Source organism: Hymenobacter edaphi (assembly GCF_003258365.1).
Taxonomy (GTDB): Bacteria; Bacteroidota; Bacteroidia; order Cytophagales; family Hymenobacteraceae; genus Solirubrum; species Solirubrum edaphi.
This window is the reverse complement of record NZ_QHKM01000005.1, coordinates 35,344-61,222: the sequence shown is the minus strand read 5'-3', so window position 1 is coordinate 61,222 and position 25,879 is coordinate 35,344. Positions and strand designations below refer to the sequence as shown.

At 66.0% G+C, this 25,879-nt stretch carries 15 protein-coding genes; 6 read left to right on the top strand and 9 right to left on the bottom strand.

The genetic code is table 11. The annotated features are described in order from the left end of the window. Positions 1-500 precede the first annotated feature (500 nt). Positions 501-1,205, top strand: coding sequence for a hypothetical protein (locus tag DLM85_RS16230; protein WP_111479175.1), 705 nt, complete (start codon positions 501-503; stop codon positions 1,203-1,205). Between the two features lie 79 nt (positions 1,206-1,284). Here DLM85_RS16230 and DLM85_RS25115 read toward each other — a convergent pair whose 3' ends face one another. Next, positions 1,285-2,004 (bottom strand): hypothetical protein, encoded by a 720-nt coding sequence (locus tag DLM85_RS25115; RefSeq protein WP_133257098.1) that lies wholly within the window; start codon positions 2,002-2,004, stop codon positions 1,285-1,287. Positions 2,005-2,256: 252 nt separating this feature from the next. Between DLM85_RS25115 and DLM85_RS16225 the strand changes: the two genes are divergently transcribed. Beyond that, a complete protein-coding gene (locus tag DLM85_RS16225) occupies positions 2,257-5,457 on the top strand; it encodes a serine hydrolase domain-containing protein (protein WP_243635997.1) in 3,201 nt (1,066 codons plus the stop codon). Positions 5,458-5,761: 304 nt separating this feature from the next. Here DLM85_RS16225 and DLM85_RS16220 read toward each other — a convergent pair whose 3' ends face one another. Next, positions 5,762-6,259 carry a DUF2059 domain-containing protein gene (locus DLM85_RS16220; RefSeq protein WP_165822165.1) on the bottom strand — a complete coding sequence of 166 codons (498 nt, stop codon included), beginning with the start codon at positions 6,257-6,259 and terminating at the stop codon, positions 5,762-5,764. Between the two features lie 259 nt (positions 6,260-6,518). Between DLM85_RS16220 and DLM85_RS16215 the strand changes: the two genes are divergently transcribed. Then, a complete protein-coding gene (locus DLM85_RS16215) occupies positions 6,519-7,190 on the top strand; it encodes a hypothetical protein (protein ID WP_133257097.1) in 672 nt (223 codons plus the stop codon). A 125-nt stretch (positions 7,191-7,315) separates the two neighbouring features. On the opposite strand, the gene DLM85_RS16210 is transcribed toward DLM85_RS16215, so the two are convergent. From DLM85_RS16210 to nagB, 5 genes are all read right to left on the bottom strand, one after another. Then, positions 7,316-8,494: an acyltransferase family protein gene (locus DLM85_RS16210; protein ID WP_111479172.1), complete on the bottom strand. Its 1,179-nt coding sequence runs from the start codon at positions 8,492-8,494 to the stop codon at positions 7,316-7,318. A gap of 170 nt (positions 8,495-8,664) precedes the next feature. Continuing rightward, positions 8,665-9,852, bottom strand: a complete 1,188-nt coding sequence (locus DLM85_RS16205; RefSeq protein ID WP_111479171.1) for an acyltransferase family protein — start codon at positions 9,850-9,852, stop codon at positions 8,665-8,667. A gap of 86 nt (positions 9,853-9,938) precedes the next feature. Further along, on the bottom strand, positions 9,939-11,261 hold the full coding sequence (locus tag DLM85_RS16200; RefSeq protein ID WP_111479170.1) for a RagB/SusD family nutrient uptake outer membrane protein: 1,323 nt from the start codon (positions 11,259-11,261) through the stop codon (positions 9,939-9,941). Between the two features lie 20 nt (positions 11,262-11,281). Further along, complete coding sequence (locus DLM85_RS16195; RefSeq protein ID WP_111479169.1) at positions 11,282-14,503, bottom strand: SusC/RagA family TonB-linked outer membrane protein; 3,222 nt, start codon at positions 14,501-14,503, stop codon at positions 11,282-11,284. A gap of 348 nt (positions 14,504-14,851) precedes the next feature. Next, positions 14,852-16,774, bottom strand: coding sequence for a glucosamine-6-phosphate deaminase (gene nagB / locus DLM85_RS16190; RefSeq protein ID WP_111479168.1), 1,923 nt, complete (start codon positions 16,772-16,774; stop codon positions 14,852-14,854). A gap of 351 nt (positions 16,775-17,125) precedes the next feature. On the opposite strand from nagB, the gene DLM85_RS16185 reads away from it, so the two are divergent. The 3 genes from DLM85_RS16185 to DLM85_RS16175 all read left to right on the top strand — a co-directional run bounded on the left by DLM85_RS16185 (position 17,126) and on the right by DLM85_RS16175 (position 23,263). Beyond that, positions 17,126-20,254 carry a SusC/RagA family TonB-linked outer membrane protein gene (locus tag DLM85_RS16185; protein ID WP_111479167.1) on the top strand — a complete coding sequence of 1,043 codons (3,129 nt, stop codon included), beginning with the start codon at positions 17,126-17,128 and terminating at the stop codon, positions 20,252-20,254. A 121-nt stretch (positions 20,255-20,375) separates the two neighbouring features. Continuing rightward, complete coding sequence (locus tag DLM85_RS16180; protein WP_111479166.1) at positions 20,376-21,926, top strand: SusD/RagB family nutrient-binding outer membrane lipoprotein; 1,551 nt, start codon at positions 20,376-20,378, stop codon at positions 21,924-21,926. 47 nt (positions 21,927-21,973) lie between these two features. After that, positions 21,974-23,263 carry a hypothetical protein gene (locus DLM85_RS16175; RefSeq protein ID WP_111479165.1) on the top strand — a complete coding sequence of 430 codons (1,290 nt, stop codon included), beginning with the start codon at positions 21,974-21,976 and terminating at the stop codon, positions 23,261-23,263. A gap of 121 nt (positions 23,264-23,384) precedes the next feature. Here DLM85_RS16175 and DLM85_RS16170 read toward each other — a convergent pair whose 3' ends face one another. Then, a complete protein-coding gene (locus tag DLM85_RS16170) occupies positions 23,385-25,193 on the bottom strand; it encodes a glycoside hydrolase family 10-like protein (protein WP_243635996.1) in 1,809 nt (602 codons plus the stop codon). Between the two features lie 150 nt (positions 25,194-25,343). After that, positions 25,344-25,787, bottom strand: coding sequence for a BLUF domain-containing protein (locus tag DLM85_RS16165; RefSeq protein WP_165822164.1), 444 nt, complete (start codon positions 25,785-25,787; stop codon positions 25,344-25,346). Positions 25,788-25,879 lie beyond the last annotated feature (92 nt).

The window sequence follows — 25,879 nt, the reverse complement described above, 5'->3', positions numbered from 1 at the left end:
TCACAATCGTTTCCGCAATCGATTAGATACTTGGTGGTGGGAGAAATACTATTTCGTGCCGTAACCAGGTTGCCGGCGGCTTCAGTGCGACTCAGGCCGCAGCCGGCTCGTCGAATAGTATAATTGCGTGCGACTGAATAGTCGTTTGAAACTCGTTGCCCATCTCCTGCTTCAGCTGGCGCATTGCCGATTGACCACGCCGCCAGTAGAAGCCCACCCGAGGCGCGGTCAAGCGGCAACGCCTCGGTAGAAGTCCACCCGGCACGTTGTCAATCGGCAACGCCTCGGGTGAATATCGACCCAGGGCATTGGCAATCGGCAACGGCCCGGTGGACTGCCCCTGGCGGCGTGGTCAATCGGCAACGCGCCGGGTGGATACCGCCCCCGCCGGGGCTGGTTGACCACGAGGCGGCCGGACCCGGGCCGGGGCTTGCGCGGTCCGGGCACTTTTTGCTATTTACCGGGGTAGCGCATCGTGTTCCGTCTATTTCTCCCCGTTTATGTCTTCCCAACTTCCCGCCGCCGGCGCTACGCCGCCGCCGGACCCGAAACCCACCGGCGCGGCGCGCAGCCTGCCCGGCACCGAACTGGCCCTGGCCGAGCTGGCCCTGCTGGCCGCCGACGAGTGGCTGCTGCGCCCCCAGCTTACCCTCGTCTGGACCAGCAGCGCCGCCTTCAAGCAGCTGGCCACCGCTTTCCGCGCCAGCATCAACGCCGTGGAGGATACCGGCGACGGGTTGGCCCCGCAGAGCAACCGCTTCGCCGTCCTCGACAAATCCATCAACGAGAAGCTGCGCTACCTGAAAAACGCGCTGGCCAACCAATACGACGAGGAAGACGACGGCCGCCCCTACTACCCGGAGTTTGGCATCGTTAAGGAGCACGGCACCTGGCAGCTGCCCAAGGACCGGGTGGAGCGCGCCAAGGCCCTGCAAAAACTGGTGGCCGCCCTGCCCAAGCACGGCCTGGGCCAGCAGAAATACGGCAGCGACTTCTGGCAGCCCATTGCCACCGAGTACGCCGCCCTCACCACCGACCACGCCAAGGACAAAGGCGCCCGCTCCCTCGGCGTAGCCGGCAAAGACACCCTGCGCGAGCAGGTGGAAACCGGGCTCGAAGCCCTCAAAAACCTCCTCAAAGCCAACTACCCCAAAACCCACAAAGCCGAGAAACGCAAGTTCGGCTTCCTGAAAGAGACGTACTAGCCGCCGCGGTTATCCGCAGAATAAAGCAAAACAGCCCGCCGGTGTGCGCTACCCGGCGGGCTGTTTCGTTTTAGGCTGGTTAATCAGAAACGCTGTTTAGCGTGACCCCGATAATCGGTGCGTTGCTAGAATTGAAATCGGTAACTATCGTAAGGCGCTCTTTTTTGCCCTTTCGTATTACTTGGTATTTTATTGCTAGCCCTTGAATGCTCTGTACGTCTGCTGATTTGAATCCTACGAGTTCAACGCTGTCCGGATGAATACTGCGTATCAGTTCATGGATTTTATGCGCGTCATCAGCTTTGATAAAATTTGTATTGAAGTATTCTACATGAAATGATTTATGATGTAGGCTATTAATTATTTTTTCGATTCGCTCGTATTGATTGTTGTATCGTTTAATTATTGGATATGAATATTCAAAAGTTGACCTCTCTGATTCTATGCTGAAAACTATTCTAATGAAATCATAAGAGACCCTACTGTCTTTTGTATATGGATAATACAGCGCGGAAGCATATTTGGCTGCTGGGTAATGCAAGTCGTCATGATTTTCGGGCGTAATCGTTGCAGGGTCTGTTATCGTTACTTCTAGATATTTGCCGCTTTCTTTGCCCTTCTCATTGGTTTTTATGTAGCCAATTTTAGTGCTTATAGTTGCATGTAGGCTTTGAGCCATTTGATTGATTTTGGTTTGTTCTTCTTCAGAAGTGCAGCTTGATACGCTCATTACGAATGAAAGTAAAATTATTCTTGAGAATAATCGAGGAGAAAATTGTTTTATTAGCCAGGTGTTCATAATTAGAAAGGAAGGTATGAGGCCTTGAAATTACGCAACTGACGCGAGCTTGCAGCTCGTGCCTGCTATGATGATGAGGTTGTACCTCCGTCTGCCGCGCCAGCATCAAAGCAGAACAGCGTTACCGGGCGAGGCGCAGCCTCGCGTCATGCGTAGGCACGAGCTACAAGCTCGCGCCAGTGATAACAGCAGGCCAAGTACTCACCTTCATCATTCCGTAACTTCGCCGCCGCACCCATTTCCCATCCTGCCTTGCGTTTCCCCGTCAAGTCATTCCTCCTGTTGCTGCTGTTGCTCGGGCCGCTGATGCTGCCGGCCCAGCACCGCCGCAAAGCCGCGGCCAAGAAGAAGCCCGCCGCCTCCGCCGCGGCCCGGCGCCGCCCCACCCCCAAAGCCGCTGCAGCCGCGCCCGCCCGGTCGCAGCCGGCTGCCAAACTCACTGCCGCCCAGAAGGCCGCAGCCGCCAAAGCCACCCCGGCGGCCCAGCAGCCGGCGTTTCTGCAGTATCTGCACTCGCGCTGGGTGGATTCGGTGATGCTCACGCTCACGCCCGAGCAGCGGGTGGCCCAGCTGTTTATGGTGGCCGCCTACTCCAACCGCCAGCGCATCGACGAGGACTCGATTTCGACCCTCATCCAGCAAAGCGGCATCGGCGGGCTCATCTTCTTCCAGGGCGGGCCGGTGCGGCAGGCCAAGCTGCTCAACCGCTACCAGGCCCAGAGCCGCGTGCCCCTGCTGGTGGCCATGGACGCCGAGTGGGGCCTGGGCATGCGCCTCGACAGCACCATCCGCTTTCCCTACCAGATGACCATGGGCGGCATCCGCGACAACCAGCTGCTCTACGAGATGGGGCAGGAGCTGGGCCGGCAGATCCGCCGCATCGGCATGCACGTCAACTTCGCCCCGGTGGTCGACGTGAACAACAACGCCGCCAACCCCGTCATCGGCTTCCGCTCCTGGGGCGAAAACAAGCGCGGCGTGACCCAGAAAAGCCTGGAATACATGCGCGGCATGCAGGACGCGCAGGTGCTGGCCGTGGCCAAGCACTTCCCCGGCCACGGCGACACCGACGCCGACTCCCACCTGGCCCTGCCCATCATCCGCGCCGACCGCCGCCGCCTCGATTCGCTGGAGCTGGTGCCCTTCCGCGCGCTGATGCGCCAGGGCCTGGGCGGGGTGATGATTGCCCACCTGAACATTCCCGTGCTCGACAGCACCGGCACGCCCTCGACCCTCTCCAAGCGCATCGTGACGGACATGGTGCAGAAGCAGATGGGCTACCAGGGCATCCTCTTCACCGACGCCATGAACATGAAGGGCGTGACGAGCAAGTACCCGCCTGGGGAGGCCGACGTGCGCGCCATCCTGGCCGGCAACGACATTCTGGAATTCTCGAAGGACGTGCCCAAGGCCCTGCGCGCCGTGCGCGCCGCCATCGATTCGGGCCGCATCAAGCAGGCCGATATCGACCTGCGCTGCCGCCGGGTGCTGGCGCTGAAGCAGTGGTCGGGCCTGAATCACTACCGCCCCATCGAGCTGCGGAACCTCACCGCCGACCTCAACAACTCCCACGCCCAGCACATTGCCCAGCGCCTGCAGGAGCTGAGCATGACGGTGCTGCGCAACCAGAAGAAGCTGCTCCCGCTGCAGCGCCTCGACACCCTGCGCATTGCCACCGTGCTCATGGGCTACAAGGACACCACCGACTTCCAGCGCATGGTGGCCGACTACGCCCCGGCCCGGCACTTCAACATTTCGGCCACGCCCACGCTGGATGAGCTGACCAAGCTGCGCGAGCAGCTGAAAGGCTACAACCTGCTGCTGGTGGGGCTGCAGAACCTGGGCCGCCTGCCGGCCACCAACTTCGGCATCTCGCCCGAGGAAAACGTGCTGCTGCGCGAGCTGGCCGGCCTGAAGAAAAAGATGGTCGTGTCGGTGTTCGGCAACGCCTATGCCGTGGCCAAGCTGCGCGACCTGCCCGCCGCCGATGCGGTGGTGCTGGCCTACCAGGAAAGCAAAAACGCCCAGGAGCTGGCCGCGCAGGTCATTTTCGGCGGGGTGGGGGCTACCGGCAAGCTGTCGGTATCGGTGCCGGGCAGCCCGTACAACTACGGCGCCGGCCTCGCCACGCAGGGCGGCCTGCGCCTGCGCTACGCCCAGCCCGAAGCCGTGGGCATGAGCAACCAGCTCGAAGCCCGCGTCGACTCGCTGCTGAGCGGGGCCCTGGCGGCCCGGGCCTTCCCCGGCGGCGAAGTGCTCATTGCCCGCCGCGGCACGGTGGTGCTGCGCAAAAGCTTCGGCCGGCAGACCTACGACGCCGGCGCCCGCCCCGTGCGCCCCACCGACCTCTACGACCTGGCCTCGGTGACGAAAGTGGCCGCCGCCACGCCCGCGCTGATGAAGCTGCAGGACCTGGGCAAGTTCAGCCCCGACCAGACGATGGGTTCGTACTTCGACTTCCTGAAGGGCTCGAATAAGCAGGACCTCAAGCTGCGCGACGTGCTCACCCACCAGGCCCGGCTGAAAGCCTGGATTCCGTTCTGGCAGCAGTACACCCGGCCCAAGGGCTTCTTCGCCCGCCTGTTCGGCAAGTACCCGCACGCACCGATTAAGGCCGCGCCGGGCGAGGTGCTGCCCATGAGCCCGAAGTTCTTCAAAGCCGACTCCTCGGCCCGCTTCCCGCTGAAAGTAGCCAACGGCATGTGGGGCCGCCAGGACTTGCCGGAGCGCCTGCGCAAGGCCATTGCCGAGTCGCCGCTCAACGAGAAGCCTGGCTACGTGTACTCCGACCTCTCGTTCTACCTCTACCCGCAGCTGGTGCAGCAGCAGACCGGCAAGTCCTTCGAGCAGTTTCTGAGCGAGGAGCTGTACCGCCCGCTAGGCGCCGGTACCCTGGGCCTGCACCCGCAGTGGCGCTTTCCGCAGGCGCGCATCGTGCCGACGGAATACGATTCGCTGTTCCGCAAGCAGCTGCTGCACGGCACGGTGCACGACGAAGGCGCGGCCCTGCAGGGCGGCCTTTCGGGCCACGCCGGTTTGTTCGGCTCGGCCAACGATTTGGCCAAGCTGGTGCAGCTCTACGCCTGGGAAGGCCAGTACGGCGGCCAGCAGCTGCTCAAGGCCGAGACGGTGCGCGAGTACACCAAGTGCCAGTTCTGCCCCGACAACCGCCGCGCCCTGGGCTTCGACCGCCCCGCCAACGACCCCAAAGTCAACACGGCCAAGGACGCCTCCGTGCGCAGCTACGGCCACACCGGCTTCACCGGTACCTACTTCTGGGTGGATCCGCAGTATGATCTAATGGTCATCCTGCTCACCAACCGCGTGAACCCCACGCGCCGCAACAACAAAATCACCGAGCTGAGCGTGCGCTCGAAGCTGCTGCAGCTGGCCATCGACGCGGTGAAGTCCGAGCGGCCCCAGGTGGAGTCGACGGTGGAGAAGGAGGAGTAGAAATCAGGGCGTCATCCTGAGCAGAGCGAACCGCCGGAAGGCGAAGTCAAGGACCTTCCGCCAACCCTGCACCAACCGAGAAGCGCAGCCACCAACGCCCAATCGTCCGGGCTCGGTGGCTGCGCTTCTGGGTTTACCCGAAAAGCGTCTGCTCGTTGTAGGCAGCGGCGGTGCAAGGGTCGAGGAAGGTCCTTGGCTTCGCCTTCCGGCGGTTCGGCGGCGCCGCACGCCAGATGAAGGATGACAGGCTATTTTATCGACGGGCAAATTCACGACGGGCAATTCTGCCGTTTCGCTACCCGTACTACTCCTTCATCGTCCTCGATAGTTTGTCTTCGATGCTTTTCTGCAGCTCGGGCAAATGCTCCTGCATGCGGCGCTGCCCCAGGGCCATGCCGGCGGCCATCAGCTGGCTTTGCTTGCCGGTGAATTTCTGGCCGGTGGGGGAGGTGTAAAACTTGCGCAGGTCTTTCAGCTCCTTTTCGCTGAACTCGCGGGCGTAGAGGTCGGCCATGTCGTCCTTGAGCGCGGCCCAGCTCATGTACTTGTGCAGAAAGCCGCGCATTTCGGGCTCCACGGCCTTCAGCTCGGGCCGCTGAATCATTTGGGCCGTCACCATCTGGTCGAGGGCGTTGGTGGCGGTTTGCTCCATCTGCATGGCCACGAGCAGCTCTTCGGCGGCTTTGCGCTGGGCCGGGGCTACGGGCGTTACGGGGGCGGCACTGGGTGTCGCAGTGGCCTGGGCCGAGGCGGCCGGCGCGGCCAGCAGCAGGCCGGCGGCAAGCGCGAGTAAGTGTTTCATAGCAAGGCGGTACGGGATTTTACGGCCCGCGGCCACGCCGGCAAGCAACCATTTGTCCCCGATGGCTATCTGTAGCAGTGAAGGCGGCAGCGGCGGGGTACTCATTACCAGGCCGCTGCCGTCGTGTTTGCCGGCGTTTCGCTTAGCTGACAACCACATGCTTATGCTATTTACAAGCGCCGTCGTCCGCCCCATCTTTGCATCGTTGGCCGGCGCTACCCGCCGCCCCGCTTCGCCCCCGCTTACGCCCCTGCCCGCTATGAAAACAATGCTATCCACCTGGCTGCGCCGCCCCGTGCTGCCGACCGCGCTGGCCGCCGGGCTGCTGCTGCCCGGCTGCGGCAGCGGGCTTTTTCCCGAGCCCGAAAGCCAGGAGCTGCCCGTGTACCAGGTCAGCCAGGCCGAGCAGGTCTGGGCCACGCCCTACCGCCTCGGCGAGGAGTGGCGCTTCCGCAACGCGGCGGGCTACGAGCGCCGCTACCAGGTGAAAGGCCTGGCCGACCAGCAGCTGCCCGGCATTGCCCTCGGCTCGCAGCGCGTGCAGTACTACCGGCAGGGCCTGAGCGCCCGCCTGGAGCGCGTCGACTCGGGCTACGTGGCCCGGCCCGACCAGGATAAGTACCTGGCGACGTTCAGCATGAAGGCCGCCGTGCCCAAAACCACCGAGCTGCTGACCGTGGAGCTGACCTGGGGCCCCAGCCGGCTGCAGCTGCCCGCCACGGCCCAGCCCGCGGCCCTGCCCGCCGACGTGCGCCTGCTGCCCACGGCCACGCTCGGCACCCGGCAATATCAGAATGTGTGGGAGTACACCAGCCTGCTGACCTCGGCCGCCCGCGTGCCGGCCGGCGCCGTGCGGCAGGTGTACTACACGAAGGAAAACGGTGTCGTACGGTTTGTGGAAGCCAACGGCACCGTGTGGGACCGACAGTGACCCCTGCGGTTCCAAAATTGGTGAGTGAAAATGGTGAAGCAGGCGGTTCCCTTTGGGGCCGCCCGCTTTGCGTTTGGGGCGGTACGTAAACGCGGCCCAGGCCGCCGCGGCGCGGTCCGCCAGGGTCAGATTTTGATGAAGATGCGGCGGCGGTACAGCTCCCAGGCTAGCAGACCCCAGATGGCGGTATAATCGAGGGCGTAGAACAGCGCGGCGTGCTGGGGATTGGCAAAATGGGGCAATACCTGAGTTTGAAACAGCCAGTTGCGCACCGTGTCGGTGCCTCCGCCGGGCATGGTTACGTCGTAGGAACTGAGCAGCTTGTCGACCAGTTCGGAGAGAAAGTAGATGGTAATGGCGTTGGTGCCGAACACCAGCAGCGGGGTGAGGCCGCGGCGCCACTGCTGCACGTCGAGCAGCCAGTACATGGCGGCCAGCAGCACGCCGGCAATGCCGCCCGCGTAGAGCACGAACGAGCTGGTCCAGAGCTGCTTGTTGATGGGAAACCAAGCGTTCCAGATAACGCCCAGCCCGATGCCGAGCAGGCTGGCCGCGAACAGCCAGGCCACGCGCGTGGCGGCGTCGATGTGCGTCTGGCGCAGCCAGCGGCCGGCAAATACGCCCAGCAGCCCGGTGCAGATGGACGGGAACGTGCTCAGAATGCCCTCGGGCTCGAAGGAGTAGAACTCGTCGTAGAGGTGGCGCTGGGTGAGCACGAGGCGGTCGAGCCAGGTGCCGAGGTTGGTGAGGCGCTCCAGGTTGGCGGGGCCCACGCCGGGCACCGGCACCAGCTGCAGCACCAGGTTGTAAGCCACCAGGATAAGGGCGAAGAGGCCGAGCTGGGTGCGCCAGCGCGTTTTCAGAAACAGCAGCGAGCAGGCGAAGAACACCAGCCCGATGCGCTGCAGCACGCCCATGATGCGAAACGAGGTGAAGTAAAACTTCGGCGTCAGGTCGATGAGCATGCCCAGGGCAATCAGGATGAGCGTGCGGCGCAGAATGGTGAGCAGCACCCGCCGCTGCCGGGCCGGGTCGTGGCGGGCGCGGTCGAGGGCAAACACCAGGGACACGCCCACGATGAAGAGGAAGAAGGGAAACACCAGATCGGCCGGGCGGCAGCCGTGCCACTCGATGTGGCTCAGCGGCGCGTAGTAGGGAAAGGCGCCAGGGAAGTTGACCAGCAGCATCACGATGACCGTGAGGCCGCGAAAGGCGTCGAGGGAAACCAGGCGGCCGGGGCCGGAGGCTTCGGCCACGGGCGTGGTGTGGGTGGTGGCGCGGGCGGCCTCGTCAACGGATTGCATCAGGGGTAAAATAAGTTCGGCAGCGGAGGTAGCGCGAACGGCCAGTGCGCTGGCGCGGGACTGGATAAGCGTCGGAAGGTCAGGTGTCTACCCGGACAATCATTGCGGCATACGCAAATCGTCCGCAGGTCAGCGAAGCTAAAATCCGGGTTATCCGAATCAATCCGTGGTCAGACCTTGATGATGATGCGGCGGCTGTACATCCACCACAAAATGCCCAGCCAGATCAGCACCAGGGCCAGGGCCCCGGCCAGGGAGGCGTTGCGCGGGTCGGCAAACAGGGGCACGAACAGGGTCTGGTACAGCCACTCCTTCAGGCCGGTATCGGCGGCTTTGCCCGTGGGGTCGGGCAAGCGAATCAGGCTGAGCGTGCGCGGAATCAGGCCCGAGAGGAAGAACACGGTAATGGCGTTGACGCCGTAGACGAGGAAGGGCTTGATCCAGCCGCGCCACTGCTGCACGTCGCAGAGCCAGTAGAGCAGGGCGAGGCCGCCCACGGCCATGCCGCCGGTATAGAGCACGTAGGAGCTGGTCCAAAGGCTCTTGTTGACCGGAAACCAGCTGTTCCACACCATGCCCAGCACGATGAGCAGCGCGGCGTCGATAAACAGCCAGACCACTTTCTCGGCCGGCGGCACGTCTGACCGCCGCAGCCACTGCGCCGTGACGACGCCCAGCAGCCCGGTGCCCACGGCGGGCAGGGTGCTCAGCAGCCCCTCCGGGTCCCAGGTTTTGCTGACTTTCCAGAGGTGGGCCGAGGTGAGCAGGGTGCGGTCGAGCCAGGCGCCGAGGTCGTGGCCGGGCAGCAGCTGGGCGGTGGCCTGGCCAGGGGCGGGCACCAGCTGGAGCAGCAGGTTGTAGCCAATGAGGATGCCGGCCAGCGTCCAGAGCTGGGTGCGGCGCGAGGTGGTCAGAAACAAGGCCGAGCAGGCGAAGAACACCAGCCCGATGCGCTGCAGCACGCCCAGAACGCGCACCGTCGCGAAGTCGAACTTGGGGTAGAGCGAGAGAAACAAGCCCAGCCCGAACAGCAGCGCCGCCCGCCGGGCCACCCGCAGCAGCGTGGGGCCCGGCGCCCCGCCGCGCTGCTTCACTCCGTCCAGCGCGTAGACCAGCGAGACGCCCACGATGAAGAGGAAAAACGGAAAAATCAGGTCCGTCGGGGTGCAGCCGTTCCAGGCCGCGTGCTCCAGCGGCTCGTAGATGTGGCCCCAGTCGCCGGGATTGTTCACCAGAATCATGGCCATGACGGTCAGGCCCCGGAATACGTCGAGCGAGACGAGGCGGCCCGGCTGCGAGGCCTCGGCCAGCGGCAGGGTGTGGGTGGTGGCTTCAGCGGCCTGGTTGGTGGATTGCATGGGGCGTAAAGAACGAAAAAAAACGCCCCGCCTCGGCGGGAGGCGGGGCGTTTGGAAGACGCATAGCGTTCGGGCGGGGTAGTCGCTCAGATGGCCGGGTCGGGCGGCGTCGAGGGGTTGTTTTCGCGCTCTACCCGCGGGTAGGGCAGGAAGTTGCGGTTGCGCTCGGCGCCGGTGGTGCCGGGCCCGGGCCGCGAGAAGCGGCGGCTGTCGTCGAGGCGGAAGCCCTGGAAGGCCAGCTCCACCTGCCGGTTGCGGTAGATGTCGAGCAGCACGGCCTCCTGGGTGAGCGGGCCCGCGTAGGGCGCCAGCCCCGCGCCGGGCGGGCCGGTGGGCGGGCCGCTGGCGGTGGTGGTGGTGGCCGCGGCGGTGCTGGTGCGCACGCGGTTCAGCTCGGTCACGGCGTTGGGCAGGTCGTTTTTGCGGGCGTAGGCCTCGGCCCGGATCAGCAGCATCTCGCCGGGCACGTACACCGGAATGGGCGCCCCGGCGAGGGTGTAGAAGCCGGTGCCGCGGTTTTGCTGGGCCGTGGGCGTGGCGCGGGTGTAGAACGGGATGCGCCGGTCGCCGGCCTCGGGTGCCAGCGCCCCGGTCAGGCCCAGGTTCACGTCGCCGGGCTCAAACACGTTGCGGTTGCCAAAGGCCACCTCGAACAGCGGGTTGCGGGTGTTGTCGTCGAAGTTGAATACCGAGCGGCTGGCCAGGTCCACGCGGCCGGCGGCGGCCAGGGCCTTGTCGTAGTCGCCGGCCAGCAGGCTGTAGCGGGCAATGAGGGCCTGCAGGGTGTTGGCGAGGTTGATGCCGGGCACGATCTTGCCGTTGAAGTCGGCGGACACGGGGTTGGCGGCCAGCCCGGCCGCCGCCGCTTCCAGCTGCGTCACGGCCGACTGCAGCAGCTGCACCCGGGGCACGAAGGCCGCGTTTTCGCCCACGGCCAGCGGCCCCTGCTCGAAGAACATGGCCTGCGTGCCCAGGGCCAGCGCCCGGAAGATGCTGGCGTAGGCCACGATGCCGCTGCGCGTGCCCAGGTCGGCGGCGTTGCCGGCATTGGCCAGCACCAGGTCGGCGTTGGCCTTCACCAGCTGGGTCTGCGTCCAGAGGTTGCGCACCACCACGTTGCCGTTGGTGATATTGCCCGCGCCCAGGCTCACGTTGTACTCCTCGATGTTGCCCACGTTGATGACCGTCAGCTCGCGGGTGGTCAGGCCGCCGGCGGCCACCAGGTTGTAGAGCGGGCTGAGCGCGCCGCCGGTGGTGAAGCGGTGCTGCAGCCCGTTGCACACGGTAATCAGCCCGTCGGAGGTCGAGAGTACCTGCTCCTGGCTGGCGGTACTCGGGTTCAGGTAGTCTTTGGAGCAGCCGCCGGCCAGCAGGGCCAGCAGCGGCAATAGTCGCAGGTATCGTTTCATCGGAATGGCAGGGGAAGGGGTTAGAACGAGGCCGTGAGCTTCAGCTGGTAGGTGCGCGGAATGGGCACGTTGCCGAAGTCGATGGCCCGCAGCAGGTCCGACGAGCCGCCGGCGCTGGTTTCCGGGTCGAAGCCGTTGTAGTTGTCCCAGGAGGCGAGGTTGCGCCCCACCAGCGACACGTTCAGGCTGCTGATGAGCGGGCTGATTTTGGGCAGCTCGTAGCTCAGCGAGGTTTCGCGCAGCTTCACGAAGGAGCCGTCGTCGACGCGAAATTCCTGGGTGTTGTAGATGGCGAAGATGTAGCCCCGGGGCAGCTCGCCGCGCAGCTCCTTCTCGGCCAGGTCGCCCAGGCCCACGCCCTGGCGGGTGCGCTTGTCGGCGTTGAACACGTCCACGCCCTGCACCGCGTCGAGCAGCACGTGCAGGGTGAGCTTCTTGAACGTGAGGTTGGTGCTGAACGAGCCCGTCCACTTCGGGTTGGGGTTGCCGATGATCAGGTTGGCAATGGTAGTGCCGGTGGCGTAGCTGGGCTGGCCGGTGCCCTCGCGGGCCGGCGTGAAGCCCACCGCGCCCACGCCCTGGTCGCTGGTGCGCTCGTCCTGCGGAAAGCCCTGCGGGGTGAGCAGCAGGGAGCCGTCGGGGTTGCGGGCGTAGCCCGAGCCGTAGAACACGCCCACCGGCTGCCCGGCCAGCAGGTACACCGGCGCCCCGGCCACGTTGTCGACGGAAATGGCCTGCGGCCCGTTGGTGCCCGGCAGCTCCAGCACCTTGTTGCGGTTGCGGTTGAAGAGCAGGGCCACGTCCCAGCTCAGGGCGGCGGTGCGCACCGGCACGGCCGTCAGCTGCAGCTCCAGGCCCTTGTTTTCCAGCGTGGCCACGTTGTTGGTGATGAAGGCCCCGCCGCTGGAGGGCGCCAGGTTGCGGCGCACCACCAGGTCGGTGGTTTTCTGGCGGTACACCGTGGCGCCCAGGCTCAGCCGGTCACTCAGGAAGCTCAGGTCGGCGCCGCCCTCGATTTCGGCCACCCGCTCGGGGCGCACGTTGGGGTTGGCAAACCGCGCGCCGGGCAGGTAGGTATTGCGCCCCAGAAAGCCCACCGGCTGAAACTGGTAGAACCGCTCGTAGCTCTCGATGCCGTTCAGGTTGCCGGCCTCGCCGTAGCTGGCGCGCAGCTTCAGCCCGTTGAAGGCCTTGGCGTAGCCCGCGTTCTGCCAGAAGTCCAGGTCCGACAGCACCAGCGAGGCGCTGATTTTGGGGTAGAACTGGTTGGTGGAATTCTCGCTGAACTTCGACGACCGGTCGCGGCGCACGGCCCCGGTCAGGAAGGCCAGGTTGCGGTAGCCCAGCGTGCCCTGCACGTAGGCCCCGCTCAGGTCGAACTGGTCCAGGTCGTAGCCGGCCGTAACGGTGGTGCTGGAGGCTCCGCTGACGGTGGTGATGAACGGGGCCAGGTTCTGGCCCTGGGTGCGGCTGATTTCCTGACGGCTGTACTGGTAGCTGTAGCCGCCCAGCAGCGAAATTTTAAACGTCTCGCCCAAGGGCCGCTCGTAGCCCACGTTCACGTCGGAGTTGAGCAGCAGGGCGTTGGCCAGCCCGTTGGCGGCGTAGCCGAAGGGGTAGCGCTGGGCCGGCAGGCCGGCCGTGGCCTGGTAGGGGTAGGGCCGGATGTAGCTCTGGCCCACCTGCGAGTACACGTCGGCCCCGAGCACGTAGTCCACCGAAAAGCCCTTGAACGGGTTCAGGTTCACCTGCACGTCGCCGATGGTGCGGCTCACGCGCTGGGTAAACTTCATGTCCTCGATGGTGGAAAGCGGATTCACGCGCGTCGGCTCCACGGCCAGCAGGTCGCCCTTGGCGTCGCGGCGGCTCAGGTCGTAGATGTTGTTGGTGATGTTGACCGAGTTGATCGGGCTGTAGAACACGTTGCCGTTGGCCTTTTCATTGGCGAAGCTGTTGCTGTAGGCCAACCCGGCCGTCACCTTGGCCCACTTGGCCAGGCGCTGGTCCACGCGGGCGCGCAGGTTGTAGCGCGTGAAGTCGGTGCCGCGGATGATGCCCTGGTTTTTGAGGTAGCCGCCCGATACGTAGTACTGCGTGCCCTCCGAGCCGCCCGTGAGCGAGATGCCGTTGTCGGTGCCGTAGCCGGTGCGGAAGATGTCGTCGAAGTAGTTGTAGCGCGTCACGTCCACCAGGTTGGTGGCCAGGGTCGTGTTGGTGTTGGCCCGGTTGATGACGGTCGTCGTCACGCCCGGCTGCCCGGCCAGCGTACCCACCGCGCTGATGGGGTAGAGGCGGAAAGTGTTGGTCGTGCCGTTGACCACGTACGTATCGGCCCCGAACTGCTTGCCGTAGGTATTCACCGGCACCATGTGGCGCAGCTCGTTGATGCTGAAGCTGGTGTAGGCCGACACGCGCACCGCCCCGCTCTGCCCGCGCTTGGTGGTGATGAGCACCACCCCGTTGGCCGCCCGCGAGCCGTACTGCGCCGCCGCCGCCGCCCCGTTAATCACGTTGATGCTGGCAATGTCGTTGGGGTTCAGGTCGGCCAGGCGGTTCTGGCCCGCGTTGGCCACACCCACGTCGTTGGTCACCGCCAGCTGCGACACGTTCACGCTGTTGTTGCTCACGATAACCCCGTCGATGACGTACAGCGGGTCCGAGGGGCCGGTAAGCGAGTGTACCCCGCGCAGCCGCACCGACAGCGAGCCGGCCGGGTCGCCGGAGTTCTGCACGATCTGCGCGCCCGGCACCTTGCCCTGCAGCGAGTTCAGCACCTGCCCCGAGCCGCTCTGCGTCAAATCCTTGGCCTGCACCGTGCTGATGGCGTTGCCCAGCTCGCGCCGGCTCACGCTCACGGTGGAGCCGATAACCACCACGTCGTCGAGGCTCTGCCGGGCCTCGCTCAGCGCCACGTCGGTGGTGACGGCGCTGGCGCTGCCCAGCGCCAGCGGGCGGCTCTGGTTCTGGTAGCCGATGGTGGAAAACTGCAGCGTGTAGCTGCCCGGCGCCAGCTGGGCCGTGAAGCGGTAATTGCCGTCGGCGTCGGTGCTGGCGCCCTGGGTGGTGCCGCTCACCAGCACCGTGGTACCGGGCAGGCCCTGGCCGCGGGCGTCGGTGACGCGGCCCTGCAGCGTGTACTGCTGCTGCACCGCCTGCGCCACGGCCGCCGCTGGCGGCAGCAGGCCCGGTATCAAGCAGCCGCCAACCAGCAGCGGCCGCGCCCATGAGTAGGTGTTGCGCATAGAGGAAAGAGAAAAGGTGGGAAGTAACTGGAATGCCTGAGTAATGTACAATATTTAATTACATATAAAATGCAAGCTAAACCCTGGGCGCGGCCGGCGTTTCAAGGCGACAGGATAGGCGTGGTTTCGGCGCGCGCAAAGCCGCGCAAATCCGGCCGCCCGCCGTGGCGAATCCGGGCTTGATTGTGCTAATTTGGTCGGGTGAGCCACGATTTCCGGCAACGCGGTATCGGGCTCAAAAGGCCGCGTCCCGGCGGGCCGGAGCCACCTGGCTCCGGCCCGCCGGGACGCGGGTAGCTGCGGCCGTTGGACTACGGCGCGTTACTTTACATTGTCCAAGAACGGCCGTTAGTACTGCCAGCGCACGAAGGCCTCGATGCCCTCGTACTCGGGCAGGCCCAGCTGGTCGTAAATCCGGGCGGTGGTGCGGTTGCGCTCTTCGGCCCGCTGCCAGAACTCGCGCTGGTCGGCCCCCGGAAACAGCGGCCGGTCCTTCTGCGACTGGTGCTTGAAAATGGCCCGGCGCTTGCGCGTCAATTCCTGGGGCGAGAGCGGCACGGCCATTTCAATCTGGTCGATGTCCCACTCCTGCCAGGCCCCGCGGTACAGCCATACCCAGCAGTCCTGCAGCCAGTCGGTGCCTTCGGCCTTCAGGCGCTGCACGGCCTGCATAATGGCCGCCAAACACACCCGGTGCGTGCCGTGCGGGTCCGACAGGTCGCCGGCGGCGTAGATCTGCTGGGGCCGAATGCGGTTCAGCAGGTCGATGGTAATCTGGATGTCCTCTTCGCCGAGCGGCTTTTTGCGCACCCGGCCGGTTTCGTAGAAGGGCAAATCCAGGAAGTGGGCGCGGGTTTCCGGGTCGAGGCCGGCCAGGCGCAGCGCGCTTTTGGCCTCGCCGCGCCGGATCAAGCCCTTGATCTGCTGCACCTCCGCCGAATCGACCTGCCCGGGCGCCTTGTTGGTCAGAAACGCCGACACGCGCTGGTACATCTGCTCAGCGGGCTGCTCGCCGGGCAGGCGCAGGGCCTGGTCGTAGTCGGCCACGAAATCGGCGAAGCGGATAGCCTCGTCGTCGAACACGGCGATGTTGCCGGAGGTCTGGTAGGCCACGTGCACCTCGTGGCCCTGGTCGACGAGGCGCAGCAGCGTGCCGCCCATCGAGATGACGTCGTCGTCGGGGTGCGGGGAGAAGAGCAGCACGCGCTTGGGGAAGGGCGCGGCGCGCTCGGGGCGGTAGGTGTCGTCGGCGTGGGGCTTGCCGCCGGGCCAGCCGGTGATGGTGTGCTGCAGCTCGTTGAACACGCGGATGTTCAGCCCGTAAGCCTGCGAGTCGGAGGTGGCCAGCAGGTCGGAGAGGCCGTTTTCGTTGTAGTCCGCGTCGGTGAGCTTGAGAATGGGCTTGGGCAGGGTGCGGGCCAGCCAGGTCACGGCCTTGCGCACGGTGGCCGCGTCGTGCCAGTTGCTGGGCAGCCCGGCCAGCCAGGGCGTTTTGCGGCGCGTCAGCTCGGCGGCGGCGGCCTCGTCGAGCACCACCTGCACGGCGGGGTGGCGCTGCAGGTAGGTGGCCGGCACCGAGTCGGTCGGCTCGCCCTCCACCGTGCGCTTCACCACGGCGGCCTTGCCCTCGCCCCAGGCCATCATGATGATCTGGCGGGCATCGAGGATGGAGCCCACGCCCATGGTGAGGGCCCGGCGCGGCACGTTCTCCTCGCCGTAGAAGTCCGAGGCCGCGTCGGTGCGGGTGATGTGGTCGAGGGTAATGAGGCGGGTGCGCGACTGGGCGCCCGAGCCGGGCTCGTTGAAGCCGATGTGGCCGGTGCGCCCGATGCCGAGCAGCTGCAGATCGATGCCGCCGGCCTGCTCGATCTGCTCTTCGTAGCGGCGGCAGTACTCGCTCACGTCCTCGGGCCGCACGGTGCCGTCGGGGATGTGCACGCTGCCGGCCGGAATGTCGATGTGGTCGAAGAGGTACTCGTGCATGAAGCGCACGTAGCTCTGCAGCGAGTCGGGCGGCATGGGGAAGTACTCGTCGAGGTTGAAAGTCACGACGCCGGCAAAGCTCAGGCCCTCCTCGCGGTGCAGCCGCACCAGCTCCTCGTACACGCGGGTGGGCGTGGAGCCGGTGGCCAGCCCGAGCACGGCGGGCCGGCCCTCGGCGGCCCGGTCGCGGATAAGGTCGGCAATCTGCCGGGCTACGGCCACGGAGGCCAGCTCGGAATCGGGGTAAACCTGGACGGGGACGCGCTCGGCGCTGGCGACGGGGTGCATAGGCGGGGCGGGGGTTGGATGGTGGGAGGGAGACGCCAAGGTAGTGGCTTTTGTCAGCGGCTGTCAACTTGTACCCTGCAAAGTTTGCCCCCGGCCCGGGCCTTGACTTGTGCAGGTGCTGCGGTTAACTTTAATCCCGCTTTACAACCGAAAGGTGCTAGTTTTAGCACAACTTGGGGCAATCCGGACGGCAGCAGCAGCTTTTTAAACCGCTGATTTCTCCTATATGTCAGTCTTTTGTCCCGTTTCCCTCATTTGCCCTCCCGCCGCCTGAATTTGCATCCGCGCGCCGCTATATAGGGGCGCGCGTTCTGTTTTGGCCCTTTTTCTCCCACACTTTTCCCTATTTCAATGACAAAACTTCTATGGTCCTTAGCCCTGCCCGGCCTCGCGCTGGCGCAGCCGGCCCTGGCCCAGCAAACGCGCACCGTCACCGGCACGGTGACGGCCGCCACCGACCGCTCGCCCCTGCCCGGGGTGAACGTGGTGGTGAAGGGCGGCACCACCGGCACGCAGACCGGCCCCGACGGCCGCTTTTCCCTGCAGGTGCCCGAGGGTGCCACGCTGGTCTTCAGCTTTATTGGCTACGACGCGGTGGAGCGCGCCGTGGGCAACAGCAGCGCCGTGGACGTGGCCCTGGCCGCCAATACCACCCAGCTGCAGGAAGTGAAAATCACGACGGCCTTCGGCATTCAGCAGGAGCGCCGCCAGATCAATTACGGGGCCCAGCAGGTCACGGCCAAAGACCTTATCGAGTCGCGCCAGCCCAACATCGTCAATGCCCTGCAGGGCAAGGTGGCGGGCGTGCAGGTGACCAGCTCGGGCGGGGCGCCCGGCGAAGGGGCGGCCATCGTCATCCGGGGCGGCAACTCGCTCGACGGCGACAACCAGCCGCTGTTCGTCATCGACGGCATCATCATGGACAACTCCTCGTTCGTGGAGTCGACGGCGCCCGGCGGGGGCTCGGCCTTCAACGGGGTGCTGGGCCGCTCGGTGGCCTCGCCCAACCGGGCCTCCGACATCAACCCCGAGGACGTGGAGAGCATGACGGTGCTGAAAGGCCCGGCCGCCGCCGCTCTCTACGGGCTGCGCGCCGCCAACGGGGCCGTCATCATCACCACCAAGAAGGGCAAGGCCGGCGCGGTGAGCATCGACTACCGCACCCAGTTCTCGGTGGACGAAATCAACCGCCTGCCCAAGCTGCAGAACGTGTACAAGCAGGGCACGGCCGGCGTGTTTGACCCGACCACCCGCCTCTCGTGGGGGCCGCAGTTTGCGCCCGGCGAAGAGGTGTACGACAACCTGGGCAACTACTTCCAGAAAGCCTACTCCTGGCAGAACTACCTGACCATGACCGGCGGCACCGATAAGGGCTCCTTCCTGCTCTCGGCCTCCAACCTGGACCAGCGCGGGGTGGTGCCCAACTCGGACTTCGACAAAACCACCGTGCGCCTGTCGGGCACGATGAAGTTTTCGCCCAAAATCACCGCCCAGGGCTCGGCCCAGTACCTGAACTCGGGGGGGCGCCGCTCCCTGCAGGGGCCGGGCCTGTTCGGCGGCTCGGGCGGCTATTTCGTGAGCCTGCTGACCTGGCCGCGCAACGACGACGCCCGCAACTACCTGAACCCCGACGGCACCCGCCGCCGCCTCATCGGCGGGGTGGGCACTTCCGACCCCGACAACCCTTACTTCACGGCGGAGCGCAACCCGGTGACGGACCGCACCAACCGCCTGATCGGCAACGCCCAGCTGACCTACCAGCCCGCCAGCTGGGCTACGCTGAACTACAACCTGGGCACCGACCTCTACACCGAGCAGGTGCGCTCGGTGCGGGCCATCGGCACCTCGCAGCCCAGCAACCAGAACGGGGGCATTTCGGAGACGACGACGCGCAGCCGCCTGCTCAACTCCTACTTCACAGCCCAGTTCACGCGCAGCTTCGGCGACAACCTCGGGGCCACGCTGCTGCTGGGCAACTCCGTGGAGCAGAGCATGCGCGAAGCCACCGACATCATCGGCCTGGTGTTCCGCTCGCCGGGCATCAACTCCATCAACAACACCGAAAACCGGGGCGCGCTGACCACCAACTCCACGCGCCGCCTGGTGGGCAACTTCGCCCGCCTGAACCTGGATATATTCCGGCAGGTGACGCTGGAAGTCAGCGGCCGCTACGACATGTCGTCGACCCTGCCCCGGCCGGACAAAAACAAAAACTTCGGCCAGGGCTTCCTCTACGGCTCGGCTTCGGCCGGCTACGAGTTTACCCGCACCCTGGGCCTCGACAACAACAACATCCTGAGCTACGGCAAGCTGCGCCTCTCGGTGGCCGAGGTGGGCAAGGACACCGGCCCGTACCGGGTGGAGTCGCCGCTGGCGCAGAGCACCTACATCGGCGGGGGCTTCCGCCTGGGCTTCTTCGGCTCGAACAGCCAGCTGAAGCCCGAGCGCACCCGCTCCTACGAGGTGGGCCTGGACCTGCAGTTCCTGAAGGGCCGCCTGGGCCTCGACGCGGGCTACTACTACGCCGAAACCCGCGACCAGCTCATTGCCCCGCGCGTGAGCCAGGCCTCGGGCTTTATTCTGCAGTACATCAACGGCGGCAAGGTGGTCAACGAGGGCATCGAGCTGGCCCTGTCGGGCAAGCCGGTGGTGCTCGACAACGGCTTCACCTGGGAAGTGCTGGCCAATTTCTACCGCAACCGGAACCGTGCCAAGGAGCTGCCCAGCTTCCTGACGGAAGTCAACCAGTCGGACTCCTGGGTGATTGACGTGGCCCGCGGCAGCGCCTTCCCCGACAAGCCCATTTCCTCCATCGGCGTCATCGACTACCAGCGCGTGGTCGACCCGAACTCGCCCTACAACGGGCAGGTTATCATCAGCCCCACCACCGGCCTGCCCTCGGTGGTAGCCGGTACCTTCGTGTACGCCGGCGACCGGGCCCCCGACTTCACCACGCAGCTGACCAACACCGTGAGCTACAAGGGCCTGTCGCTGGCCTTTCTGCTCGACTTCCGCAAGGGCGGCAAGGTGGTCAACGGCAACGAGTGGGTGATGGTGCGCAACGGGCTGAGCGAGCGGACCCTGGACCGCTACAACACCACCATCATCGACGGGGTGGTGCGCCAGGCCGACGGCTCTTACTCGCCCAACACCCGGCCCGTCGAGCTGACGCAGGGCTACTACACCAACCAGTACGCCGGCACCGGCTGGGCCTTCGTGGAAGACGGCTCCTGGACGCGCCTGCGCTACGTGGCGCTCAGCTACCGCCTGCCCCAGACCTGGCTGGGCGGCTCCTTCGTGAAGGGCGTGGAGCTGTCGGTGACCGGCCGCAACCTGCTGCTGTTCACCAAGTACTCCGGCGCCGACCCCGAAACCTCCTCGGCCGGCGCGGGCGTGCGCGGCGGCGGCTCCGGCGGCTTCGACTACGGCAGCACCCCCGCCACCCGCGGCGTGGACATGGCCCTGCGGGTCAATTTTTAATACATGAGCAGATGACCGGATACGTCCATGAGCAGAGGAACGACTTGCGCAATACCGCATTTTCGGCGCCCATCTACTCCGCTACTCATCCGCTGATCCGCTCATCCTTCAATTCAATCCGATGAAAAAATACCTTCTCCTTCTGGGCTTGCTACTGGGGGGCGGAATGCTGACGTCGTGCGAGAAATTTCTCGACGTGAACACCGACCCCAACAACCCGGTCACTTCCACGCCCAACTTCCTCTTGCCGGGCGGCATCTCGCAGGCCTTTCAGCAGCAGATGTTTACGGCGCTGACCACTTCCTACATCACCCAGTACGTGGTGCGGCGCGCCCCGGCCGCCAGCACCGATCAGTACTACTTCACCACCGGCAACAGCACCAACACCTTTAACTACCTGTACTTCTACTCGGCCGGCAACCTGAACGCCACCATTGCCGCGGCCCAGGAAGAAGGCTCCCCGCACTACGTGGGGGCCGCCAAGGTAACGCTGGCCATGGGCCTGGCCCACGCCACCGACATGCTCGGCGACGTGCCCTACTCCGAGGCCTTCCAGGGCGCGGCCAACTACACGCCCCGCTACGACCCGCAGGAACAGGTGTATCAAACCATTTTCCGCCTGCTCGACGAGGGCATTGCGGAGCTGCAGAAGCCGGCTTCGGCCAACCTGCGCCCCCTGTACCTGACCACGCCCAGCATCAGCGGCGACATCCTCTACAAGGGCGACGTGCAGAAGTGGATCCGGCTGGCCAACGCCCTGAAGGCCCGCCAGCTCAACCACCTCACCAAGAAATCCAGCTACAACGCCACCGCCGTGCTGGCCGCCGTGGACGCGGGCTTCCAGAGCTCGGCCGACGACGCGCAGCTGCAGTTCGAGACGCCCGTGCCCCCCATCACGGGCAGCACCAACATCTTCGGGACCACCCGCGCCAACTTCGCCACCGGCACCTACTCGCTGAACCTGCTGCGCTACCTGAACGGCAACATCGCCAACGCCACCTACCCCGGCGTGGTCGACCCGCGCCTGCCGGTCATGGCCAACACGGCCAGCCTGGGCGCCAACCCCGGCGTGTCGGGCGGCACCACCATCGGCGGCGTGGCCGACTTCTACTACAGCTGGTACGCCCGCGACCTGGGCTACTTCGAAACCGTGACCTTCCACGAGCTGAAGTTCATCGAGGCCGAGGCGGCGCTGAAGTCCGGCAACCGCGCCCGCGCCTTCACGGCGTACCGCCAGGGCATCGAGGCGCACATTCGCAAAATCGGCGGCGGCGGCACCTTCACCTCCCTGGGCCTGACGGTGACCTTCCCGCTCATCACCCAGGGCCAGATTGATGCTTACCTGGCCAGCCCGGCCGTGGCCCAGACCCCGGCCGACCTGACCGAGCGCCGCATCATGGAGCAGAAGTACATCAGCATGTTCCTGAACCCGGAGTCGTGGTCGGACCTGCGTCGATACGATTACCGCTCCGACATCTACGTGAACTTCGCCTACCCCGCCGGCGCCAACCCCATCCTGAACCCCACGCCCACCGACCCGGCTTCGCGCAAGTTTCCGCGCCGCCTGGCCCCGCCGCAGACCGAGACGCTCTACAACCCGCAGGCCGTGGCCGCGGCGGGCGGCAACGACCCGGCCTACGTGACCTTCCCCGTGTGGTGGGACCAGCCGTAATGCCCGGCGCGCCTTCTGTTTTTTTCTCTCCCTGATGTTCTCTCCCGATGAAGATATTAAGTAACCCGCGGCTCCGCCTGGCCCGGTGGACGCCGCTGCTGGCCGCGGCGGGTCTGCTGGCCCTGGGCGCCTGCGAAAAGGAAATCGAAACGCCCTACCAGGTGCAGGACGAAGGTGGGTTTGCCACCATCGGCGCCCAGCCCAGCGGGCTGCTCACCAAGTACGCCCCCGGCGAAACGGTGCGGCTGGTGGTGGGCTACAACGCCGCCGATAAGATTCGCGACGTAACGGTGTTTCACGTCATCAACCGCCAGGACTCGGCTGTGGTGAGCACCACCCCGGCGGGCGGCACCATCGGCACCTCGGGGCTGACGGAACTGGTCATCCCGTACGTGGTGCCGGCCAACCTGGCCAACAAAATCCCGGTGCGCGTCGACGTGACGACCACCTTCGAGAACGGGGCCACGCGCCTGCGCCGCTTCGCCTACAACGTGGCCGCCGCGCCCACGCTGCGCCTGGGCACCACCGCCTCGCCGACGACCATTACCACCTTCCGCAACAACCTGGCCGCCACGGCCCAGTCGGTGGGCGACATCATCGGCTACAACTTGGTGATTAACGAAGGCGGCATTGCCACCGTGCCCACCACGCCCACCACGGCCACCCTGTTCAAGAACGTGGACAGCCTGACCACCTTCTACCGCATCGGGACGGGGGCGCCGGTGCGGGCCGGCGTGGTGCTCAACCCCAGCACCGGCGCTGCCAACGCCCGCACCGTGGACGTGCGCGTGCCGGCCGGGGCCCAGGGCCAGGCCGTCACGTACTCCTTCACCGCCTACGCCGGGCCTTTCACCGCCAGCATCAGCGCCGCGCCCATCAGCATCGTGGCGCCGGCGCCGCTGGCGCGGGTGCGCACGGGCCGCATCACGGCCGGGGCCGGTTCCCCGCAGGACTCCGCCGCCTACGACCTGCGCCTGGGCGCCAACGTGCTCAACAGCGCCGCCGCGGCTACCAAGGACGCCTACGCCTACGTGACGACCACCAGCACCGGCGCCAACACGCTGGGCCTGCGGGCCGAAAACACCACGGTGTACTACCGCATTCCGGCCGCCACGGTGGCCACCGGCTACTACACCACCGCCACGGCCAACGCCGTGGGCACGCTGATGTACACCAACGCCACCTCCCTGGCCGGCAACCCCGGCCCGGTAGCCGTCAACGACGTCTTCGCCGTGCGCGTGCGCGGGGCCGAGCCGATGCTGCTGCGCGTGGTAGGCGTGCGGCCCAGCGCCTCCGGCTCCACCGGCCGCATCACCTTCGAGTACCGGGCGCTGTAGCGGTCCGATACTGCGCGAAAAAGCCCGCCCGGATGCATCCGGGCGGGCTTTTTTCTTGTGGGACGATTGGCTCCTGGGGTAAGGGGCGGCGCTCGGCCTGCGACAAAGCCCGCGCGGCGGCCTACCGGCCAAATAGCCGCCGGAAGAAGCCCTTTTTCTTCTTGGCCGGCTGCTTGGTTTTGGTCTTGATGCTGATGTTGTTGCCTTCCGTCGTGGTTTTGGTCATGCCAGGGCGCTCCTTGGTTACCGTCGGGGGCAAGGTCACGGCGGGCGTGGCGTTGGGGTCGGGCGTGGTCGGTAGGGGCGTGGCGGGCGTTTCGGCGCGGGCCACGACGGGGCCGGCCACCGAGCCGATGGTCGTCACGCGCAAGGGGCCGCTTTCGTTGTGCAGGCGGTCGAGGGCCGTCACGTAGTAGGCGTACTCGGTGCCGTAGCGGGCGGCCGTGTCCACGAAAGCCTCGCTGCCGCGCCGGCGGCTGGGCCGAATGGCGAGGATGTGGCGCGGGTCGTCGGGAGTGGGCTGCTCGCCGCGGGCAAAGCGGTAAACGACGTAGGCAGCGGCCGAGTCGCCGTCGGCGGCGGCGGGGCCGGCCTGCCACAGCAGCGTAACGGGCCCGCCGCCGCGGGTGAGCGTGAGCTGCTGCACCGAGCGCGGCGGCACGGCGTCCTTCCACGGCATGGTGGGCAGCAGCGCCGGGTAGCGGAACAGGTTCTGGCGCAGCGAGTCGGTGGTCTTAAGCGGGTTCAGCAGCACCGATTTGCCCGAAAAGAACACGCTGCCGCTGATGTCCTGCGGGTAGGAGCGGTTCAGGCGCACCTGCCGCGGCAGCTCGCGCGGGCTGCGCCAGGTCGTGTCCGACTTGGTGCTTTCCAGCATGCGGTAGGCGCCCTGCCCGATGTAGAGGTGCCGGTCGTAGCGGTTGCGGCTCCACCATTCCAGCAGCGTGGCGTAGGAGGCGGCGCGGAAGTTGGTGCTCCAGTACAGCTGCGGCAGCACGTAGTCGACCCAGCCCTGGCGCAGCCACTCGCGCGCGTCGGCGTAGAGACCGGTGTGGCCCTGGAAGGCGCGCGTGTCGGAGCCCTCGGGGTCCTCGTTGCTGTTCATCCACACCCCGAAGGGCGAAATGCCGAACTTCACCCAGTGCTTTTCGGCCTCGATGGCGTCGTGCACCTGCTTTACCAGCTGGTTCACGTTCTGGCGGCGCCAGTCGGGCAGGCTCAGCCCGTCGGGGTTGTACTGGGCGAAGGCCGCCTCGTCGTGGATGACCTGCCGGGCCTCGGGGTAGGGGTAGAAGTAGTCGTCGAAGTGCACCCCGTCGATATCGTAGCGGTGCACCACGTCCACGATGACCTCGGTGATGTAGGCGCGCACCGCGGGCAGGCCGGGGTTGTAGAGCAGCTTGCCCGAGTAGCGCAGAAACCACTCCGGGTGGCGGCGGTAGGGGTGCGTCGGCGCGAGGCGGGCCGTGGTGGTGTCGGTGCTGGCGCGGTAGGGGTTAAACCAGGCGTGGAACTCCATGCCGCGCTTGTGGGCCTCGTCGACCAGGAACGGCAGCGGGTCCCAGCCCGGGTCCTTGCCCTGGCGGCCGCTCAGAAACTTGCTCCACGGCTCCAAAGCGCTGCGGTAAAAAGCGTCGGAAGCGGGCCGCACCTGCAGGAAAATGGCGTTGATGCCGGCCCGCTGGTGGCCGTCGAGCATCTTCTGGTACTCGCGGCGCTGCTGCTCGGGCGTCAGGTCGCGCCGGCTGGGCCAGTCGATGTTTTCGACGGTGGCAATCCAGACGCCGCGCAGCTCGCGCTTGGGCGGGGGCGAAGGAATGGGCGTGGTGATGACCGCACCCTTAAACGACTTCACCGGCGGCGCCACGGCCGAAGGCTGCGCCCATACCGAACCCGAAACAAGCAGCGCCGACCCGGCGCCCAAAAGCAAACGACAACGCATCAACAAAACTCCGCGAACCGCCCCAACCACCGGCCCGAGCTGACCGGCCGCGCGCGGCCCCGCTGCAAAGTACGGACTTAGCAGCCGAGGCATCAACAACCAGCGCTTTACGCGCAGCCCAGTCTGCCCCGCCGCGCGCTAACTGGCCTGAGCCGGGGCCTCATCGTCCCAGGGGCGCACGAAGTAGCGCAGGGCCTCCAGGCGCAGCACGTCTTCCTCGCTGAAGCGGCCGGGCGGCAGTTCCCACTGCTGCAGCGGGATGTAGCCGGCCGCGTAGGCCAGCTCGTCGGTTTCTTCCTCCCAAAACGCCATGTGCCACTGCGCGAAGCGCCGGTGCGGAATGGCTTCGTCGGCCAGGGTGATGACGCCGTGGTGGCGCAGGTCCTTCGCAATCTGGCCGTAGAGGTAGCGCACGGCCGCTTCTTCGCCCTCCAGAATCTGGGTGATACGCCCACCGTCGTAGAGCAGAATGCCCGTGACGTGGTGGCGGGCATTGCGCAGCCGGGAGTGCCGCAGCAACTCCCGCAGCTCGGGTGTGGTGAAGGGCCGGGTAGCGGTGCTGACGTAAATAATTTGGTGCATGAGCGGGTAAAACCGCCCCTGAATACGGCTGCCAACGCCCGAAGTTTGGTTGTCGGGCCCGCTGCCCGCCTCGGCGCAGGAGCGTGAAGAAG

What these genes read in the sequence shown, in the direction of transcription:
- DLM85_RS16230 (WP_111479175.1), top strand. Translation starts at nt 501, where the DNA reads ATGTCTTCCCAACTTCCCGCCGCCGGCGCTACGCCGCCGCCGGACCCG.
- DLM85_RS25115 (WP_133257098.1), bottom strand. Translation starts at nt 2,004, where the DNA reads ATGAACACCTGGCTAATAAAACAATTTTCTCCTCGATTATTCTCAAGA.
- DLM85_RS16220 (WP_165822165.1), bottom strand. Translation starts at nt 6,259, where the DNA reads ATGAAACACTTACTCGCGCTTGCCGCCGGCCTGCTGCTGGCCGCGCCG.
- DLM85_RS16215 (WP_133257097.1), top strand. Translation starts at nt 6,519, where the DNA reads ATGAAAACAATGCTATCCACCTGGCTGCGCCGCCCCGTGCTGCCGACC.
- DLM85_RS16210 (WP_111479172.1), bottom strand. Translation starts at nt 8,494, where the DNA reads ATGCAATCCGTTGACGAGGCCGCCCGCGCCACCACCCACACCACGCCC.
- DLM85_RS16205 (WP_111479171.1), bottom strand. Translation starts at nt 9,852, where the DNA reads ATGCAATCCACCAACCAGGCCGCTGAAGCCACCACCCACACCCTGCCG.
- DLM85_RS16200 (WP_111479170.1), bottom strand. Translation starts at nt 11,261, where the DNA reads ATGAAACGATACCTGCGACTATTGCCGCTGCTGGCCCTGCTGGCCGGC.
- DLM85_RS16195 (WP_111479169.1), bottom strand. Translation starts at nt 14,503, where the DNA reads ATGCGCAACACCTACTCATGGGCGCGGCCGCTGCTGGTTGGCGGCTGC.
- nagB (WP_111479168.1), bottom strand. Translation starts at nt 16,774, where the DNA reads ATGCACCCCGTCGCCAGCGCCGAGCGCGTCCCCGTCCAGGTTTACCCC.
- DLM85_RS16185 (WP_111479167.1), top strand. Translation starts at nt 17,126, where the DNA reads ATGACAAAACTTCTATGGTCCTTAGCCCTGCCCGGCCTCGCGCTGGCG.
- DLM85_RS16180 (WP_111479166.1), top strand. Translation starts at nt 20,376, where the DNA reads ATGAAAAAATACCTTCTCCTTCTGGGCTTGCTACTGGGGGGCGGAATG.
- DLM85_RS16175 (WP_111479165.1), top strand. Translation starts at nt 21,974, where the DNA reads ATGAAGATATTAAGTAACCCGCGGCTCCGCCTGGCCCGGTGGACGCCG.
- DLM85_RS16165 (WP_165822164.1), bottom strand. Translation starts at nt 25,787, where the DNA reads ATGCACCAAATTATTTACGTCAGCACCGCTACCCGGCCCTTCACCACA.